The sequence below is a fragment of the Pedobacter africanus genome (assembly GCF_900176535.1).
Lineage (GTDB): Bacteria > Bacteroidota > Bacteroidia > Sphingobacteriales > Sphingobacteriaceae > Pedobacter > Pedobacter africanus.
The window spans coordinates 2570036-2584235 of sequence record NZ_FWXT01000001.1 but is presented as its reverse complement, the minus strand read 5'-3'; the positions used below and the strand labels follow the sequence as shown (position 1 = coordinate 2584235).

General features: G+C 42.4%; 11 protein-coding genes. 4 read left to right on the top strand and 7 right to left on the bottom strand.

Going from position 1 to position 14200, the window contains the following annotated elements; all coding sequences use genetic code 11:
• Window positions 1-16 precede the first annotated feature (16 nt).
• The 4 genes from B9A91_RS10735 to htpG form a co-directional block, all read right to left on the bottom strand.
• Window positions 17-3526 carry a SusC/RagA family TonB-linked outer membrane protein gene (locus tag B9A91_RS10735; protein WP_084238326.1) on the bottom strand — a complete coding sequence of 1170 codons (3510 nt, stop codon included), beginning with the start codon at window positions 3524-3526 and terminating at the stop codon, window positions 17-19.
• Window positions 3527-3550: 24 nt separating this feature from the next.
• Window positions 3551-4747: a FecR family protein gene (locus B9A91_RS10730; RefSeq protein WP_084238325.1), complete on the bottom strand. Its 1197-nt coding sequence runs from the start codon at window positions 4745-4747 to the stop codon at window positions 3551-3553.
• Window positions 4748-4822: 75 nt separating this feature from the next.
• Window positions 4823-5335 carry an RNA polymerase sigma-70 factor gene (locus B9A91_RS10725; RefSeq protein WP_084238324.1) on the bottom strand — a complete coding sequence of 171 codons (513 nt, stop codon included), beginning with the start codon at window positions 5333-5335 and terminating at the stop codon, window positions 4823-4825.
• A gap of 91 nt (window positions 5336-5426) precedes the next feature.
• Window positions 5427-7316 (bottom strand): molecular chaperone HtpG, encoded by a 1890-nt coding sequence (gene htpG, locus B9A91_RS10720; protein WP_200815630.1) that lies wholly within the window; start codon window positions 7314-7316, stop codon window positions 5427-5429.
• Between the two features lie 126 nt (window positions 7317-7442).
• Between htpG and B9A91_RS10715 the strand changes: the two genes are divergently transcribed.
• Both B9A91_RS10715 and def read left to right on the top strand, forming a co-directional pair.
• Window positions 7443-8672 carry a M16 family metallopeptidase gene (locus tag B9A91_RS10715; protein WP_084238323.1) on the top strand — a complete coding sequence of 410 codons (1230 nt, stop codon included), beginning with the start codon at window positions 7443-7445 and terminating at the stop codon, window positions 8670-8672.
• Between the two features lie 18 nt (window positions 8673-8690).
• A complete protein-coding gene (gene def / locus B9A91_RS10710; protein WP_084238322.1) occupies window positions 8691-9251 on the top strand; it encodes a peptide deformylase in 561 nt (186 codons plus the stop codon).
• Between the two features lie 6 nt (window positions 9252-9257).
• Here the strand turns inward: def and B9A91_RS10705 are convergent, their stop codons facing one another.
• The 3 genes from B9A91_RS10705 to B9A91_RS10695 are packed head-to-tail and all read right to left on the bottom strand — an operon-like array spanning window position 9258 to window position 11343.
• Window positions 9258-9896 carry a hypothetical protein gene (locus B9A91_RS10705; protein ID WP_084238321.1) on the bottom strand — a complete coding sequence of 213 codons (639 nt, stop codon included), beginning with the start codon at window positions 9894-9896 and terminating at the stop codon, window positions 9258-9260.
• A 54-nt stretch (window positions 9897-9950) separates the two neighbouring features.
• A complete protein-coding gene (locus B9A91_RS10700; RefSeq protein WP_084238320.1) occupies window positions 9951-10196 on the bottom strand; it encodes a NifU family protein in 246 nt (81 codons plus the stop codon).
• 55 nt (window positions 10197-10251) lie between these two features.
• Complete coding sequence (locus B9A91_RS10695) at window positions 10252-11343, bottom strand: Mrp/NBP35 family ATP-binding protein (protein ID WP_200815629.1); 1092 nt, start codon at window positions 11341-11343, stop codon at window positions 10252-10254.
• 116 nt (window positions 11344-11459) lie between these two features.
• Here B9A91_RS10695 and B9A91_RS10690 point away from each other — a divergent pair, with 116 nt between their 5' ends.
• Together B9A91_RS10690 and hpt are read left to right on the top strand one after the other, a co-directional pair.
• A complete protein-coding gene (locus B9A91_RS10690) occupies window positions 11460-13622 on the top strand; it encodes a transglycosylase domain-containing protein (protein ID WP_084238319.1) in 2163 nt (720 codons plus the stop codon).
• Window positions 13623-13635: 13 nt separating this feature from the next.
• Window positions 13636-14175: a hypoxanthine phosphoribosyltransferase gene (gene hpt / locus B9A91_RS10685; RefSeq protein WP_084238318.1), complete on the top strand. Its 540-nt coding sequence runs from the start codon at window positions 13636-13638 to the stop codon at window positions 14173-14175.
• The last annotated feature ends 25 nt before the right edge of the window (window positions 14176-14200 follow it).

Genomic DNA, 14200 nt, shown 5'->3' with positions numbered 1-14200 from the left:
TTCATATCTGTATAAATTAAAGTCCGAAATTAAGCCCGATAGTTGTCGTAAGAGGTTCTGGTAGGGAATATATAGATGCTACGTTCGCAGTTGAATTGGCCCCAGTTAAGGCCTCCGGATCGATGCCATATTTATTTTTTCTGAACATATATACATTGTTCATCTGGGCTACCAGTCTTATCGTTTTAAATGGAGTCCCTTTTAAAAAAGCTGGCTTAAAATTATATCCAAGCTGGATTTCTCTAAGTCTTACAAAGGAAGCATCAGCAATACTATTGCTGGATAAAGTTGCTGCCCTTGAATAGTTATCACTCAAATCCACTAACGCGGGAATGGCAGGGATATCCGTAGTCTGCTCATCTCCTGGTTTTCGCCAGCGTTGAGCAATCTGATTGTTGTATGCGCCACTCCAGTCGTAGCCGTACATATTTGGCATTTCTCTTCTGATCACATGTCCATAGTTGAATACAAGGAATGCCATTGCCTCGAAACCTTTATACCTGAAAGTGTTGGTCCAGCCCCCGCTGACCTTCGGTCTCGCAGTCCCGCTGTAAACCAAAGATCCCACATTTGGAACATAGATCTTATTCCCTTCTCCGTCATATACCTGAGGGCGACCGGCGTTATCCAGTCCCGCCCACTTGTAACTCCAGATTGATTCTCGCTCGTACCCTTCTAAAAATTGCACGACTCCGTTAGGCCTGTTAATTGCCGGGCTGCTGTCTGTAATTTTATTACTGGTTACCTTATTTTTATTATAGGCGAGGTTAAAGTTGCTGCTCCAGCTAAAATCCTCAGTTGAAATCACGCCAGCTTTGATACTCAGTTCTACACCATGGTTGATCATATTCGCCGCGTTTATGATAGCATTTGCTAAACCTACTGTAGGATCTAGATCCTGACTGCCGAGTAAATCATAGCTATATTTACGGTAATAATCCAGTGCCATCGTAAAACGGTTACTCAATAACCCAATATCTGTCCCAAGATTAAAAGTCTGCGACCGTTCCCAGCGCAATTTAGGGTTAGGAGGAGTATTTACTCTTGCAAAATAGTCATTGATCACTGCGTTAAAAAGTCGGGAAGCCACCAGATAGGTCGTTGTCAAGCTGCTCCTGTCGAAATTCCCCGTCAGGCCATAAGTGATCCGAAGTCCAAGATTTGATATGGTATTGGATTGAAAAAAATGCTCATTGCTGATATTCCACTGACCGCCAATAGACCATAGAGGGGTCCGTTTAAATTTAGGATCTGCCCCAAACAGGTTAGAATGATCAGTTCTGTAACTTCCGGCTATGTTGTACCGCCCATCATACGTATAAGTTAACGTCGAGTAAAAGGAATATTCCCGGTTATCTACAAAGCCCAGGCCTTCATAAGAGCCAGGACTATACGTTTGGCGGCTACCATCCCACCAGACAATTCCAGGAGAACTCAGCACTTTTGCGTCGATATTTTGAGAACTCAGCAGTTCATCGTTGTAACCCAAACGACGTGATTTATTCGATTCGTTAACGGTCTTACGGAGATCAAAACCGGCAATTGCATTTACATAGTGTTTTTTGTCAAACGTATTTACATAATTGAGCTGGTTACGGAACGCATAATTGTTATATGTTCCAATGCTTAAATCCAAAATATCGCCTTTTGGTATATTAAAGACTAGTTTATTTGCAACATCAACAGATGTGAGACGATTGATCAGCGTGCGCGCATCATAACCTTTTTCCCCATACAGGTTTCTCAGGGTATTGGTGGTCCGCTCATAAATAAAATCATTCGACAAGCTTAATCCCTGAATGATTTTCCAATCAACACCTAACCTGGTTTTCAGCCCCCAGCCTTTGCTTGTATTATTTGACTCTTCATTTTCCTGAAGCAGGTTAAAACCATTATCCAGATAGCCGAGTCCTTTGAGCCTGTCGTTTTCAACTTTGTTAAAATTTATATAGTCGTAAACATAATTGCCCTGAGCATCTTTCAACATTTGATAAGGTAATAACCTCCGGATGTTTCCTTCCACATCTGAATAACCGCTTCTTCCGGAAGAATAAGTAGCCGACAGATCTGTTCTCAGGTCTACAAAGCTGGCCAGGGAAAATGTATTACGGGAGTTTATCGTCATCACATCAGATTTGTTCCGCTTTGCCCCACCAAGGTTAGACTGATAGTTTGCAGATAAAAAATACTTCATTCTATCTGCTCCTCCTGAAAAAGACAGGTAATGGCTTTGATTGGCCGCAGGACGTAACAACAAATTGTCGATCTGTTCTCTGTTGGACAAGCCTGCCAAAGCGGCAAGCCTCTCATCACGCTGTGCCAGGGTGATATCCTTTCGGTCATAATCGTTGAAAATACCTATAGATTGGGAATAACCCGATTTAGAACCATCAAAAATAGGTGCAATTATATATCCTTTATCATACTGTTCTTTCTGATAATCAATCAATGTTGGAGCATCAGCTCGTCTAAGTTCATTGTAATCAGGCCGGTTCGCGATTCTAATATTCCCTGAATAATTGATTTTCAATTTGCCTTCTTTACCTTTTTTTGTGGTGAGTACAATCACACCATTGGATGCCTGAGACCCCCATATTGCTGAGGCCGAGGCGTCTTTTAAAACAGTAATATTTTCAATTTCATTAATATTGGGAAGAATAGTGGTAACAAAACCATCTACCACCAACAGAGGCTGGGTTCCTGCACGTAGAGAGCTGCCCCCTCGTATTCTAAGGTCATCCAGGCCTTTTGCGTCTTTGTAAATACTAAGTCCAGGTACCGCCCCCTCTAGCAGTCTGTTCAAAGACCGGTTGTTATTTTGTTCTATTTCCTGGCTTGTGATTACGCCTGTAGATCCTGGCGTGTTTTTTTTCTGCAGCGTCTGATACCCTGTTACAACAACCTCTTTTAAAGCCGCAACATCCTCTGCTAATACAACATCAAGTACCGCTCTGCCATTTACACGCTGCTCCTGTTTTTCGAAACCAATGTAGCTAAAAACCAGTACATCGTTGCCGTGAACATGAATCGTGTATCTGCCGTTTACATCAGTAATTGCTGTGCTTTTGGATCCAACTGCTTTAACAATTACACCAGGTAACACCTGTCCGGATTTGTCCCTGACAACTCCTGATATCTGCTCATCTTGTTTTTGCTCTACCGCAGCTTTTGTAGCTGTACGAGGTCTGATGACAAGCTTGTTGTCTATCAATTGATATCCGTACTGTTCCGGCAATAGAATGTTCATCAGTTCGTCCAATGAAACGTTCGAAACATTTACATCTACTTTTATTGAGGCGTCAAATTCATTGTTACTATAAAAGAAATCCAGCCCTTTTTGTTGGGTCTTCATCATTTTGAATACTTCGCTTAAGCTAACTTGCTTAGCAGAAATGGTAAATCGGCCTGACTGGGCAAAGGCCCCAGCCGGAAGACAGCATATAAAACTGAGGTAGATCAGGAAGAAAGCCCTGACCAATTTTGACAGGCGGCGCTTACGACCGCTTTTAGTAAAAGTTTGGTTCATAAATTAAAGGTTAGTTGATTGTTATTAAGGTTTAGTGATGTACAGTGTTTCGTTTTTGATTTCAAACTTTACGTTTGTAGATGTGCCAATCAGTTTAAGCGCGGTGTTTAATGTTTTGTCTTTCTCTATTGAGCCCGTAAAACGCAACTGTTTTGCTTCAGTGTTTGTAAATATGATTTTGATGTTATACCATCGACTCATTCGTTCCATGATTTGCACCAATGGCATATTATCAAAAACAAATACACCATCCTTCCAGGCATAATCCCCATATACCGATACAGTTTTCTGAAGGGCAGGCAACACATTCGGCTTTTTACTTTCTATTCTGATTTTAGACCCTGCGAGCATCCGTTGTTTGTTCCCCTGGCGGTCGCTTACGTTCACAATCCCCTCTACCAAAGTTGCCTCAGCGTATTTTGCCCCCTTATAGGCAGCTACATTAAACGCCGTCCCCACAGCTTCAACATCCATATGTTCCGTTTTAACAATAAAAGGGTGCTTTTTATCCTTCGCAACTTTAAAGTAAGCTTCTCCTGTCAGTTTGATTTCACGGATAGCGGCGCTGCTAAAGTCTACTTTATACGTCAATTCAGAACCAGAGTTGACCCATACATGGCTTTTATCCGGCAAGATAATTTCGTATTGCCCTCCTTCTGGCACAACGAGCCGGTGAAAACCTTGTTGCCCAAAGGTTGAATTATAGATCAGCACATTTCCTTTATTTGTTGCGATCGGACTATTCTTTTCTCCCGAAATATCAATGGTCAATTTATTCTGTAAACTCAGTCTTTTTCCATCAGGCAGTATCAATTCAGCCCTGTTCCCGCCCGGTTGTATAACCTGCGCCATTAGTGTTGCTTGCTCCTTTGTTCTATTCGACAAATAAACTGTAAGTCCTACTGCAACCAGCATAACTACAGCAGCAGCATACCTGAGCCAGGAGAATGGTCTTGCCGAAGAAATCACCTGGATAGACCCTTCTGAGATGCGTTGCCTAACGTTTTCCCATCCTGCATCAACATCAGGTCTTTTCAATCCTTTATGTGCAAAGAGGTTTTTAACAGCAATAAGGTCATTATACTCCTGCTGATTTTTTGCATCCAGCAACAACCAGGAGTTAAGCTTAGCCTGCTCCCCAGGGTTCAATTCCCCCGAGGTAATGCTCCTTACCATTAGTTCTTGTATTTCTTTCTTGTCGTGAGTGTTCATCTCCTCCATATACCACCATGACAACTCAACAGAAAAAAAGGGTGATGTCTGATTTGAATTTTTATCTTTTTTTCTTTTTGCTATTTAAAGAAAGAAAACAAGAAAAGTTAAATCCTTCAACTTGGGCCTCAGTGTAGCAAAGGCCTTGGTCATTTGGGTTTTGACGGTATTGACAGAAATGCCCAGCTGCTCCGCAGCTTCTTTGTAACTTTTATCTTCCAGTACACAAAGCAAAAAAACTTTTCGGCATTGCGGGGGTAAGCTATCAATTGCCTCCATAATGCGACTCCGGGTTTCTGCAGCGATCATGGAATCATTTCCTGCATCTGCTTCTGAGTGCGTAGATTCATAATCATCTGCATAATTTTTCCTTACCTTCTGTGCCTTAACATAATTCAAAGCAGCATTTTTTACTGAGCGATATAAATAATGTTCCTGCTGAATCTCCAGATGATCGTTCTGGATAGCTGCCCAGCATTTCACAAAAACATCCTGAACAATGTCTTCTGCAGCTTCCATATCTCTGGTAACGATATTGGCATAATAACACAACGTCTGATAATGTTCCCGAAAAAGTTGTTCAAACTGCTGGTACATGATATAATATTCCCGATTTACAAGAATACAAAAATATACAAAAAAGGCCCGGCAAATGCCGGGCCTTTTTACAAGCTTCAGAAAGCTGAACTTAAATCAACGCTACACTTCTGCTTACAAAAGCAGTCAGGTCTGCACCAGTCAGCATTCCCTGCGCCAGCAGCGCCAGGTCTACTGCCTGTTTGGCCAATAAGCCCTGCTCCTCTTCGCTATCGGTTGCTATGATCTTTCCGATCAGCTTATGGTTTCCATTGATGGCTACCTTATAGCTGTCTGGCATGTTGCCATAAAAGCCCATTCCGCCACCCATAGCGGCCATGTCTTTCATCCTGCGCATAAACTCGTCCATAGTAACGGTTACCGGCAGTTCTTCCGGGTTCAGACCAACAATTTCCACATGGTAGCCCGGCTTGTTAATGGCTTTGTCAAAAATGGCCGCCACTTTTTTAGATTGCTCCTCTGTCAAAACAGACTCAACATTATCGTCTTTCTCAATCAGCTTGCTGGCTACACTGGAATCCACACGTTTCAAGGAAGTCTTTTCCAGTTTCTGCTCCAGATGATTTACAAAGTGGTTGTCAATCGGAGAGTTCATCAGCAACACATCGTAATCCAGTTTATTGGCAGACTGGATAAAGCTGTCCTGTTTGGCAGGATCGTTGGCGTAAATGTACACCAGCTGGCCGTTCTTGTCGGTTTGAATATCTTTTACCTTATCACGGTATTCATCCAACGTAAAGTGTTCTTCTTTGGTGTTGGTCAGTAAGGCAAAATCTTTAGCTTTCTCATAAAACTTCTCTTCACTTACCATTCCGTATTTCACAAAAAGCCCGATATCATTCCATTTTTCTTCATAACCTTTGCGGTCTTTGTTGAAGAGCTCCTGCAATTTATCCGCAACTTTTTTGGTAATGTAGCTGTTGATCTTTTTAACATTTCCATCAGCCTGTAAAAAGCTTCTTGAAACGTTCAACGGAATGTCTGGCGAATCAATTACCCCATGCAGAAGCATCAAAAATTCAGGTACGATGTCTTTTACCTCATCTGTAATAAACACCTGTCTGGAGAACAGCTTAATTTTATTGCGCTGCAGATCAAAGTCGTTCTTCACTTTAGGGAAGTACAATACACCGGTAAGGTTAAACGGATAATCTACATTCAAATGGATCCAGAATAAAGGTTCCTCTGAAAAAGGATAAAGCTGTTTGTAGAAATCCAGGTAATCTTCATCTGACAAATCTGCAGGCGCTTTGGTCCAGATCGGATTGGTGGTATTGATGATGTTGTCTACCTCTACACTCTTCGTTTTTGGTTTTCCTTCTTCATCTTCGCCATCAGGCTCTTGTATGGTTTTGGTGCCAAACTTAATCGGAACAGGCAGGAACTTTCCGTATTTGTCTAAAATCTCTTCCAGTTTGTGCTTACTCAGAAATTCTTCAGATTCTGCATTGATATGTAAAGTAATCTCCGTTCCTCTGCTGGTCCTGTTGCCTGCGGTAATTTCGAATTCGGTACTGCCGTCGCAAACCCAGCGGGCGGGCTCAGCACCTTCCTGGTAAGAAAGCGTCTGGATTTCAACCAGGTCGGCCACCATAAACGCAGAATAAAAGCCCAGACCAAATTTACCGATGATCTCATTGGCATCCTTTGCATCTTTAAACTTCTCTACAAACTCGCTTGCTCCCGAAAAAGCAACCTGATTGATGTATTTTTTTATTTCTTCGGCAGTCATGCCCAAACCATTATCGGTTATGGTAATCGTCTTTTTCTCTTCATCTACGGAAACTTCCACCAAGGGGTTGCCCAACTCGCCGTTATACTGACCCAAAGCGGCCAGGCGTTTAATCTTTTGTACCGCATCAACGGCATTGGATACAAGCTCTCTTAAAAAGATCTCGTTGTCTGAATACAGGAATTTCTTGATGATCGGGAAAATATTCTCCGTGTGAATGGATATCGTTCCTTTTTCTTCTATGCTCATATAATAACTCATTTTTAAGTACATAAAGCCCTATCAATGCCTATTCCAAACTGCATTTGTTGTCAAATTGACAGTTCAAATAAAATTATAATGCCATGATATATTTCTATGTACCTTTGCCCTTTAATGGAATACAACGTTCATACCTTGCCAAACGGCATCCGCCTGCTTCATGTGCCTGCCGCATCGGCCATATCTCATGCCTGTATCATCATCAACAGCGGATCCAGAGATGAAAAGGAGTACCAGGCCGGCCTTGCCCATTTTATTGAGCACCTGATCTTCAAACGCACCGAAAAGCGGAATACCACCCAGATATTAAACCGGCTGGAAAGTGTTGGGGCAGATTTAAATGCCTATACAACCAAAGAATATACCTGCATACACGCCTCTTTCCTTAATCCGTATTTAGACAGGACACTGGAGTTATTTAACGACATTGTATTTCACTCTGTTTTTCCTGAAGATGAAATGGAGAAAGAGAAAAGTGTAGTGCTGGATGAGATTGCCTCCTATCTGGATCAACCAGAGGAAGCCATTTATGATGATTTTGAAGATCTGGTCTTTGCAGGTCATCCTATGGGGAGAAATATCCTTGGAACGGTAGATAGCGTTTCTAACATCACGAAAAAAGACATTCTTCAGTTTATTAAAGACAACTATCATACCGATAAAATCGTGATTGCTGTACTGGGTAATTATCCATTGAGCAAGGTTGTTAAAACCGGGGCAAAATATTATTCGGAAATTCCTGCGAACCTGTACAGCCACACCAGGCTTGCTCCCCGGCAAACAATTGCAGTTGCAAAAACTTTCAGCAAACCTATTCAACAGGCACATGTTATGATGGGCATGCAGGCCTATTCCCTGCACCATCCTTACAAAACGGGCTTACTCCTGCTAAACAATTTATTGGGAGGAACGGGGATGAGCTCGATCCTAAACCTGCAGATCAGGGAAAAATATGGGATTGCCTATACCATTGAAAGTAGCTACAGCCCCCTAAGCGATACCGGGATCTTCAGCCTTTATTTTGGTACAGATAAGGAAAAAGTAAGCAAGGCCCGGTCGCTCATACTGAAGGAATTTAAAAAAATAAAGCAAAATCCTTTGACTGAAATCCAGCTGCAAAAGGCAAAAAATAAGTTTATCGGACAAATTGCCCTTGGGGAAGAAAACCGTATTGGACTGATCATCGCCATGGCCAAAAGCCTGCTGGACTATGACAGGATAGACGATCTGCAAACCATATTTGGGAAAATCCAGGCCGTTAGCACTACCGACATGGCGAATATTGCAAATGAAATATTGGATGAAAGTAATCTTACTTCGCTAACTTTTTATCCTTTAGGGTAATATTTGTACTTTTGTACCATGAAGTTACCCATTATAGCCTACGGAGATCCGGTCTTAAAAAAAGTATGCACGCCAATTGAGCAAAACTATCCGGAGCTGGATCAGCTGATCAGCAACATGTTCGAGACCATGTACAATGCGCATGGCGTAGGTCTTGCGGCCCCGCAAATTGGCTTGCCCATACGCCTGTTTATTGTAGACACCGGAGCCGATGAGGACGATAAAGATAAGTTCAAAAAAGTTTTCATCAATGCCGAGATCCTGGAAGAAACCGGCGAGCCCTGGGCTTTCAATGAAGGCTGCCTGAGCATTCCCGACATCAGGGAGGATGTGATGCGCAAACCAAATATCCGCATCAGGTACTACGATGAGCACTGGAACCTTAAAGAAGAGGAAGTAACAGGAATGCCGGCGCGTGTAATACAGCACGAATATGACCATATTGAAGGCAAGCTGTTTACAGATACCCTAAGCCTGTTGCGTAAAAGAATGCTAAAAAGCAAGCTGGATGCCATATCTAAAGGAAACGTAAAGGCTGATTATAAAATGCGATTCCCGCAGCAAAGCAAAAGGCGTTAAGCGCTTTTAATTGCTTTCGCTTCTGATTTTATCCCCCTTAAAAATAGATTGCATGAGTTTGCCCCATGCGAAAGGGTTTAAAAGTGGATTGGTCTGGACCATGTTTTTGTTCAGCGCCCGGTCGTGGTTCAAACGATTATTGATGCTCTGGATCTCCCCGCCGTCCCTAGGCAAGGTCTGAATCAACCCGCTAAGGCTCTCCGGTGAAAGGTTCCTGGCAGCGATCACATAATCGTCATCGGCAATTCTCATCGACATGAAATCTCTTGTAAACTCCTCCACCGTAGCCCATGGGTAAACACGTACAGTGGGCAGGTTTACAATTTCCGCTTTCATCTTCACCATCGCGGTATATTTACTGTCCTTGATGTCTGCAGGAATATTCATTAAAACATCCCGGTAACCAATCGCCGTAAACAGAATGGTATCGCCAGGATGAGCAATAAAAGAAAAATAACCTTTGTAATTGGCCGCGTATCGCTGCCCTTTATTCGTTAAATTGGTAACCGTCACATAAGAAACTGCAGTATTACTGTCCACATCGTTAATGATACCGGTGAATTGGATCAAAGGCTTCTCTGTAGTATGCTGTGCAAATACAGAAGAAACTAAGAGGAACAATATGACGGTCAGCAAATACTTCATGTTACAAAAATAGCGCTTACAACTAAGAGTGCTAGTTAAATAGTGTTAAATCATTTATACCGGCTCGGTCAGGTTTATCGCTTCAACTCCGGTAATTTGCGGAACAGCTTTCATAATAGCCTGCTCCACTCCGGCTTTCATCGTCATAAAACTCATTTTACAAGAGCCGCAATTACCCAATAATTTTAATCTAACGACGTTTTCCGGCGTAATCTCTTCTATCGCAACGTCCCCTCCGTCAGCAACTAAATATGGTCTGATGGTTTCCAACGCCTGCTCTACTTGTTCTGTTAAATTCATTTTGGTAAATTATTAAAATATAAAAATAGTAATTTTTTTCCTTATAACATCATTTTCAGTCGATCGAAGATAGGCTACCTGCCCGCTGGGCATTATTAATGGCAACTTGCTGGGCCACCTTCCCGGCAATCGTTGCAAAGGAAGCTGCCAATGTCCCGGCACTTTCCATTGCAACCGGCACACCGCTATCACCACCTTCAGTAATGCTTTGTACCAGCGGAATTTCTCCCAGAAAAGGAACGTCAAATGATTTTGCCAGCTCTTTTCCTCCGTCCCTGCCAAAAATATAATACTTATTGTCGGGTAATTCTTCCGGGGTAAAATAAGCCATATTCTCTATTACACCCAAAACAGGAATATTTATAGATGGCATTTTAAACATGGCCAATCCTTTTCTGGTATCGGCCAAAGCCACCTGCTGGGGCGTGGTTACGATAACTGCTCCTGCAATCGGGAATCCCTGGGTAATGGTAATGTGAATATCGCCAGTGCCCGGTGGAAGATCAACAATCAGATAATCCAGTTCACCCCAATCGGCATCATTAAAAAGCTGCTTTACCGCATTCGAAGCCATAGGTCCCCGCCATGGCACCGGTTGATCCGGATCGGCAAAGAACCCAAGGGAAAGTAGTTTTATCCCGTACTTTTCAATCGGCAGAATCAGTGTTTTTCCTCCCTCCGTTTCCCTTGCACTAGGTTTTGCGTCTACCAAACCAAACATCGTTGGGACTGACGGGCCATAAATGTCTGCATCGATTAAACCTACTTTTGCACCCCCTGCACCCAGGGCAACGGCAAGATTACTTGCTACAGTAGACTTTCCAACACCTCCCTTACCGGAGGAAACAAGGATAATATTCCGGATGGCATTCAGCTGTGAACTATCCATAGGTTTTGTTACCCTCGAGCTGATGTCGATCCCGACTTCAGCATCCTGACTAACAAAATGCTTAATGGCATTTACACATGCATTCTTCAGCATATCCTTCATCGGACAGGCCGGGGTTGTCAACTCCAGGGTAAAACTGACCTGGTTATCCTCTATTTTTAGCTCTTTAATCATGTTCAAGGTTACCAGATCTTTCTTAAGATCCGGATCTTCAACATTCCTCAAAGCCGCTAGAACTTGTTCCTGGGTAATTATCATTATTCAAAAATAACAAAAGACGCTCACAATAAATTTTTAATGCCCCTTTTTATTGTAATTTTAACACGAAATAAACATTTGAGTTTAACGTTTAGCAGTAATATCTATTTTATAGCATGCATTTTCCTAAAATCAATATCCCAAAGAAGTATGTAATGATCGGAGCCTGGGTACTGGGGAGTTTTCTGCTCATCCTCATCATAGCCGGAACTGTTGCCTATAACAAAAGGGAGGCGCTCTTAAACCGGATGATGGCCAGGGCCATAGCCAAGGCGGAAAAAGATTATGGGCTGGATGTTAAAATTAAGGGATATGGCTTCAGTGGTCTAAATACTGTACGTATGGAAGCCATTTCGGTGGTCCCGAAAGACCGAGACACACTCAGCACGATCAACGAAATGACCATTGGTGTAAAGCTTTTCCCTTTGCTGTTTGGAGATGTCAAACTTTCTGAAATCAACTTAAATACCGGAAAGCTCAACATCGTTTTCAGGGATTCACTGAGCAACCTGGATTTCTTTCTTAAAAGGAAGAAGAAGGACAGTACAGAAAAGAAAAACAAAGTAGACCTTGGCGATCTTGCTCATAACCTTTTAAACCAGGTTTTGTATAAAATCCCTGACAATATGGAGATTAAGGATTTTCTGCTGAATGTAAATGACAACGACACTGCAAAGCTATCTTTTCTGACCACAACGGCAACCATAGATGATGGGGATTTAAAATCAACCGTCCTTGTAAACGGAACAGAATCAACCTGGCACATTAACGGAACGGTTAAGCCCGGCAGGAAACAACTCGACATTATGCTGTTTGCCGACAATAAAAAGGTAGAACTTCCCTACCTGAACAAAAAGCTTCAGGCTAAACTTAGCTTTGATACCGTAAGAACGGAAATGAAAAGTGCCGAATACAGTGGAGATGCCTTTAAAATATCGGGCTCATGGTCGGTAAAGAACCTGCTGGTCAATCACCCTAAAATCGCTTCCAATGACATTGTCGTTCCCGACGCCAAAATAGATGCAGATATGCTTATCGGAAAGAATTATGTGGCACTGGACAGCTCCTCAACCGTCTTCTTAAAAAAGGCGGCCATTCACCCTTATGTAAAGTATACGCTTTCTCCGAATAAAATATACGAACTTAAATTACATGCACCTGAGCAGGATGCCCAGGAAGTGCTGAGTTCCTTTCCACAGGGCCTGTTTGAATCCCTTGATGGCATGAAAGTAAGCGGAAAAGTAAGCTATGACCTCAGCTTTTATCTGGACAGTACCCAGCCTGATAGTGTAAAATTTTATTCAGGACTTACCCCTCATAATTTTAAAATTCTGAAATGGGGCAAAACCAACCTTCAAAAGATCAATGGTGATTTTGTATACACGCCATATGAACGCGGAAAGCCAATGCGTGATATCCTGATCGGACCATCCAATCCTAATTTCACACCGCTTTCAGAAGTTTCCAGCAATTTCAAAAATGCCATCCTAACTTCCGAAGACCCTTCTTTCTTTACCCACAAAGGCTTTGTGCAGGAGTCTATACGTAAGTCTTTTGCAGTTAACTTTAAAGAAAAGAAATTTGTCAGGGGAGGCAGTACCATCTCCATGCAGCTGGTAAAGAATGTGTTTCTGAGCAGGCAGAAAACACTGTCCAGGAAGGCCGAAGAGATTCTCATTGTATGGCTTATTGAAAACAACAGGCTGGTAAGCAAAAACCGGATGCTGGAAGTCTATTTCAACATCATTGAAATGGGCCAGAACATTTATGGGATAGGTGAAGCAACCCGCTATTATTTTGGTAAAAAGCCTTCAGACCTCAACATAGGAGAAGGTATCTTTCTTGCCAATATTGTTCCCAGGCCTAAAATTGCACTGTACAAATTCAGAGGAGACGGGGGGCTTAAAGACTATCTTTATCCTTATTTCAAATACATTGGCAACATTATGGCCAGAAGAGGCCTTACCCCTGGCGATACCAGCGGCTACGGTTTTTACAACGTGCGTTTACGTGAAGGATTAAGGCAATACCTATTGCCCGATACCACAAAAATTGACACCAATAGTTTCGACAATGAAGATCCTTTGCCTGCTGTAGAAACGCAGGATGCCTCAAAGAACCTTTTCGACCGCTTGTTTGGACGCTCTAAAAAGGATACTACCTCAAACAGGCAACCCCTAAAGACGGATACCGTTCAAAAAACCAGAAAAGAGTTGAGACAGGAGCGAAGGGAACAACGCCGTAAAGAAAAGGAAAAAGAAAAAGCGGCACAACTTTAAATCATCAGGGGGCATGCACAAGATTCATATAGCAGATAAGGAGTTTGAAATACTTCTGGACAACGATAACATCAGCAAAAGAATCCGCCTGATCGGGATACAGATGAATGTGGATTATGAGTCCAGGTGCCCGGTATTCATTGGAGTGCTCAATGGCAGCTTTCTTTTTATGGCCGATTTGATCAGAGAAATTGAAATTCCCTGTGAGATCGGATTCATCAGGGTTTCATCTTACGAGGGCACAGAAAGTTCAGGAGCCATTAAACAGGCCTTTGGCTTGCCGGAAAACCTGCACAACCGGGATGTGATTATAGTAGAGGATATCGTTGACACCGGATTTACACTCACACATATCCTTAAAGAAGTACAAAAGCAGCAGCCTGCTTCTGTAAAGGTTTGCACACTCCTATTCAAACCGACGGCATTAAAAGCAGAAATTGAAGAATTGGAATATGTTGGCTTTGAAATCGGGAACGAATTTGTTGTAGGCTATGGCCTGGATTATGATGGACTGGGCAGGAACCTGAAAGATATTTACAGGGCCAAAATGTAATTTTTTTTTCTCAATTTTGCGGAAA

Coding starts and splice junctions, on each gene's coding strand:
- B9A91_RS10735 (WP_084238326.1), bottom strand. CDS start 3,526: ATGAACCAAACTTTTACTAAAAGCGGTCGTAAGCGCCGCCTGTCAAAA.
- B9A91_RS10730 (WP_084238325.1), bottom strand. CDS start 4,747: ATGGAGGAGATGAACACTCACGACAAGAAAGAAATACAAGAACTAATG.
- B9A91_RS10725 (WP_084238324.1), bottom strand. CDS start 5,335: ATGTACCAGCAGTTTGAACAACTTTTTCGGGAACATTATCAGACGTTG.
- htpG (WP_200815630.1), bottom strand. CDS start 7,316: ATGAGCATAGAAGAAAAAGGAACGATATCCATTCACACGGAGAATATT.
- B9A91_RS10715 (WP_084238323.1), top strand. CDS start 7,443: ATGGAATACAACGTTCATACCTTGCCAAACGGCATCCGCCTGCTTCAT.
- def (WP_084238322.1), top strand. CDS start 8,691: ATGAAGTTACCCATTATAGCCTACGGAGATCCGGTCTTAAAAAAAGTA.
- B9A91_RS10705 (WP_084238321.1), bottom strand. CDS start 9,896: ATGAAGTATTTGCTGACCGTCATATTGTTCCTCTTAGTTTCTTCTGTA.
- B9A91_RS10700 (WP_084238320.1), bottom strand. CDS start 10,196: ATGAATTTAACAGAACAAGTAGAGCAGGCGTTGGAAACCATCAGACCA.
- B9A91_RS10695 (WP_200815629.1), bottom strand. CDS start 11,343: ATGATAATTACCCAGGAACAAGTTCTAGCGGCTTTGAGGAATGTTGAA.
- B9A91_RS10690 (WP_084238319.1), top strand. CDS start 11,460: ATGCATTTTCCTAAAATCAATATCCCAAAGAAGTATGTAATGATCGGA.
- hpt (WP_084238318.1), top strand. CDS start 13,636: ATGCACAAGATTCATATAGCAGATAAGGAGTTTGAAATACTTCTGGAC.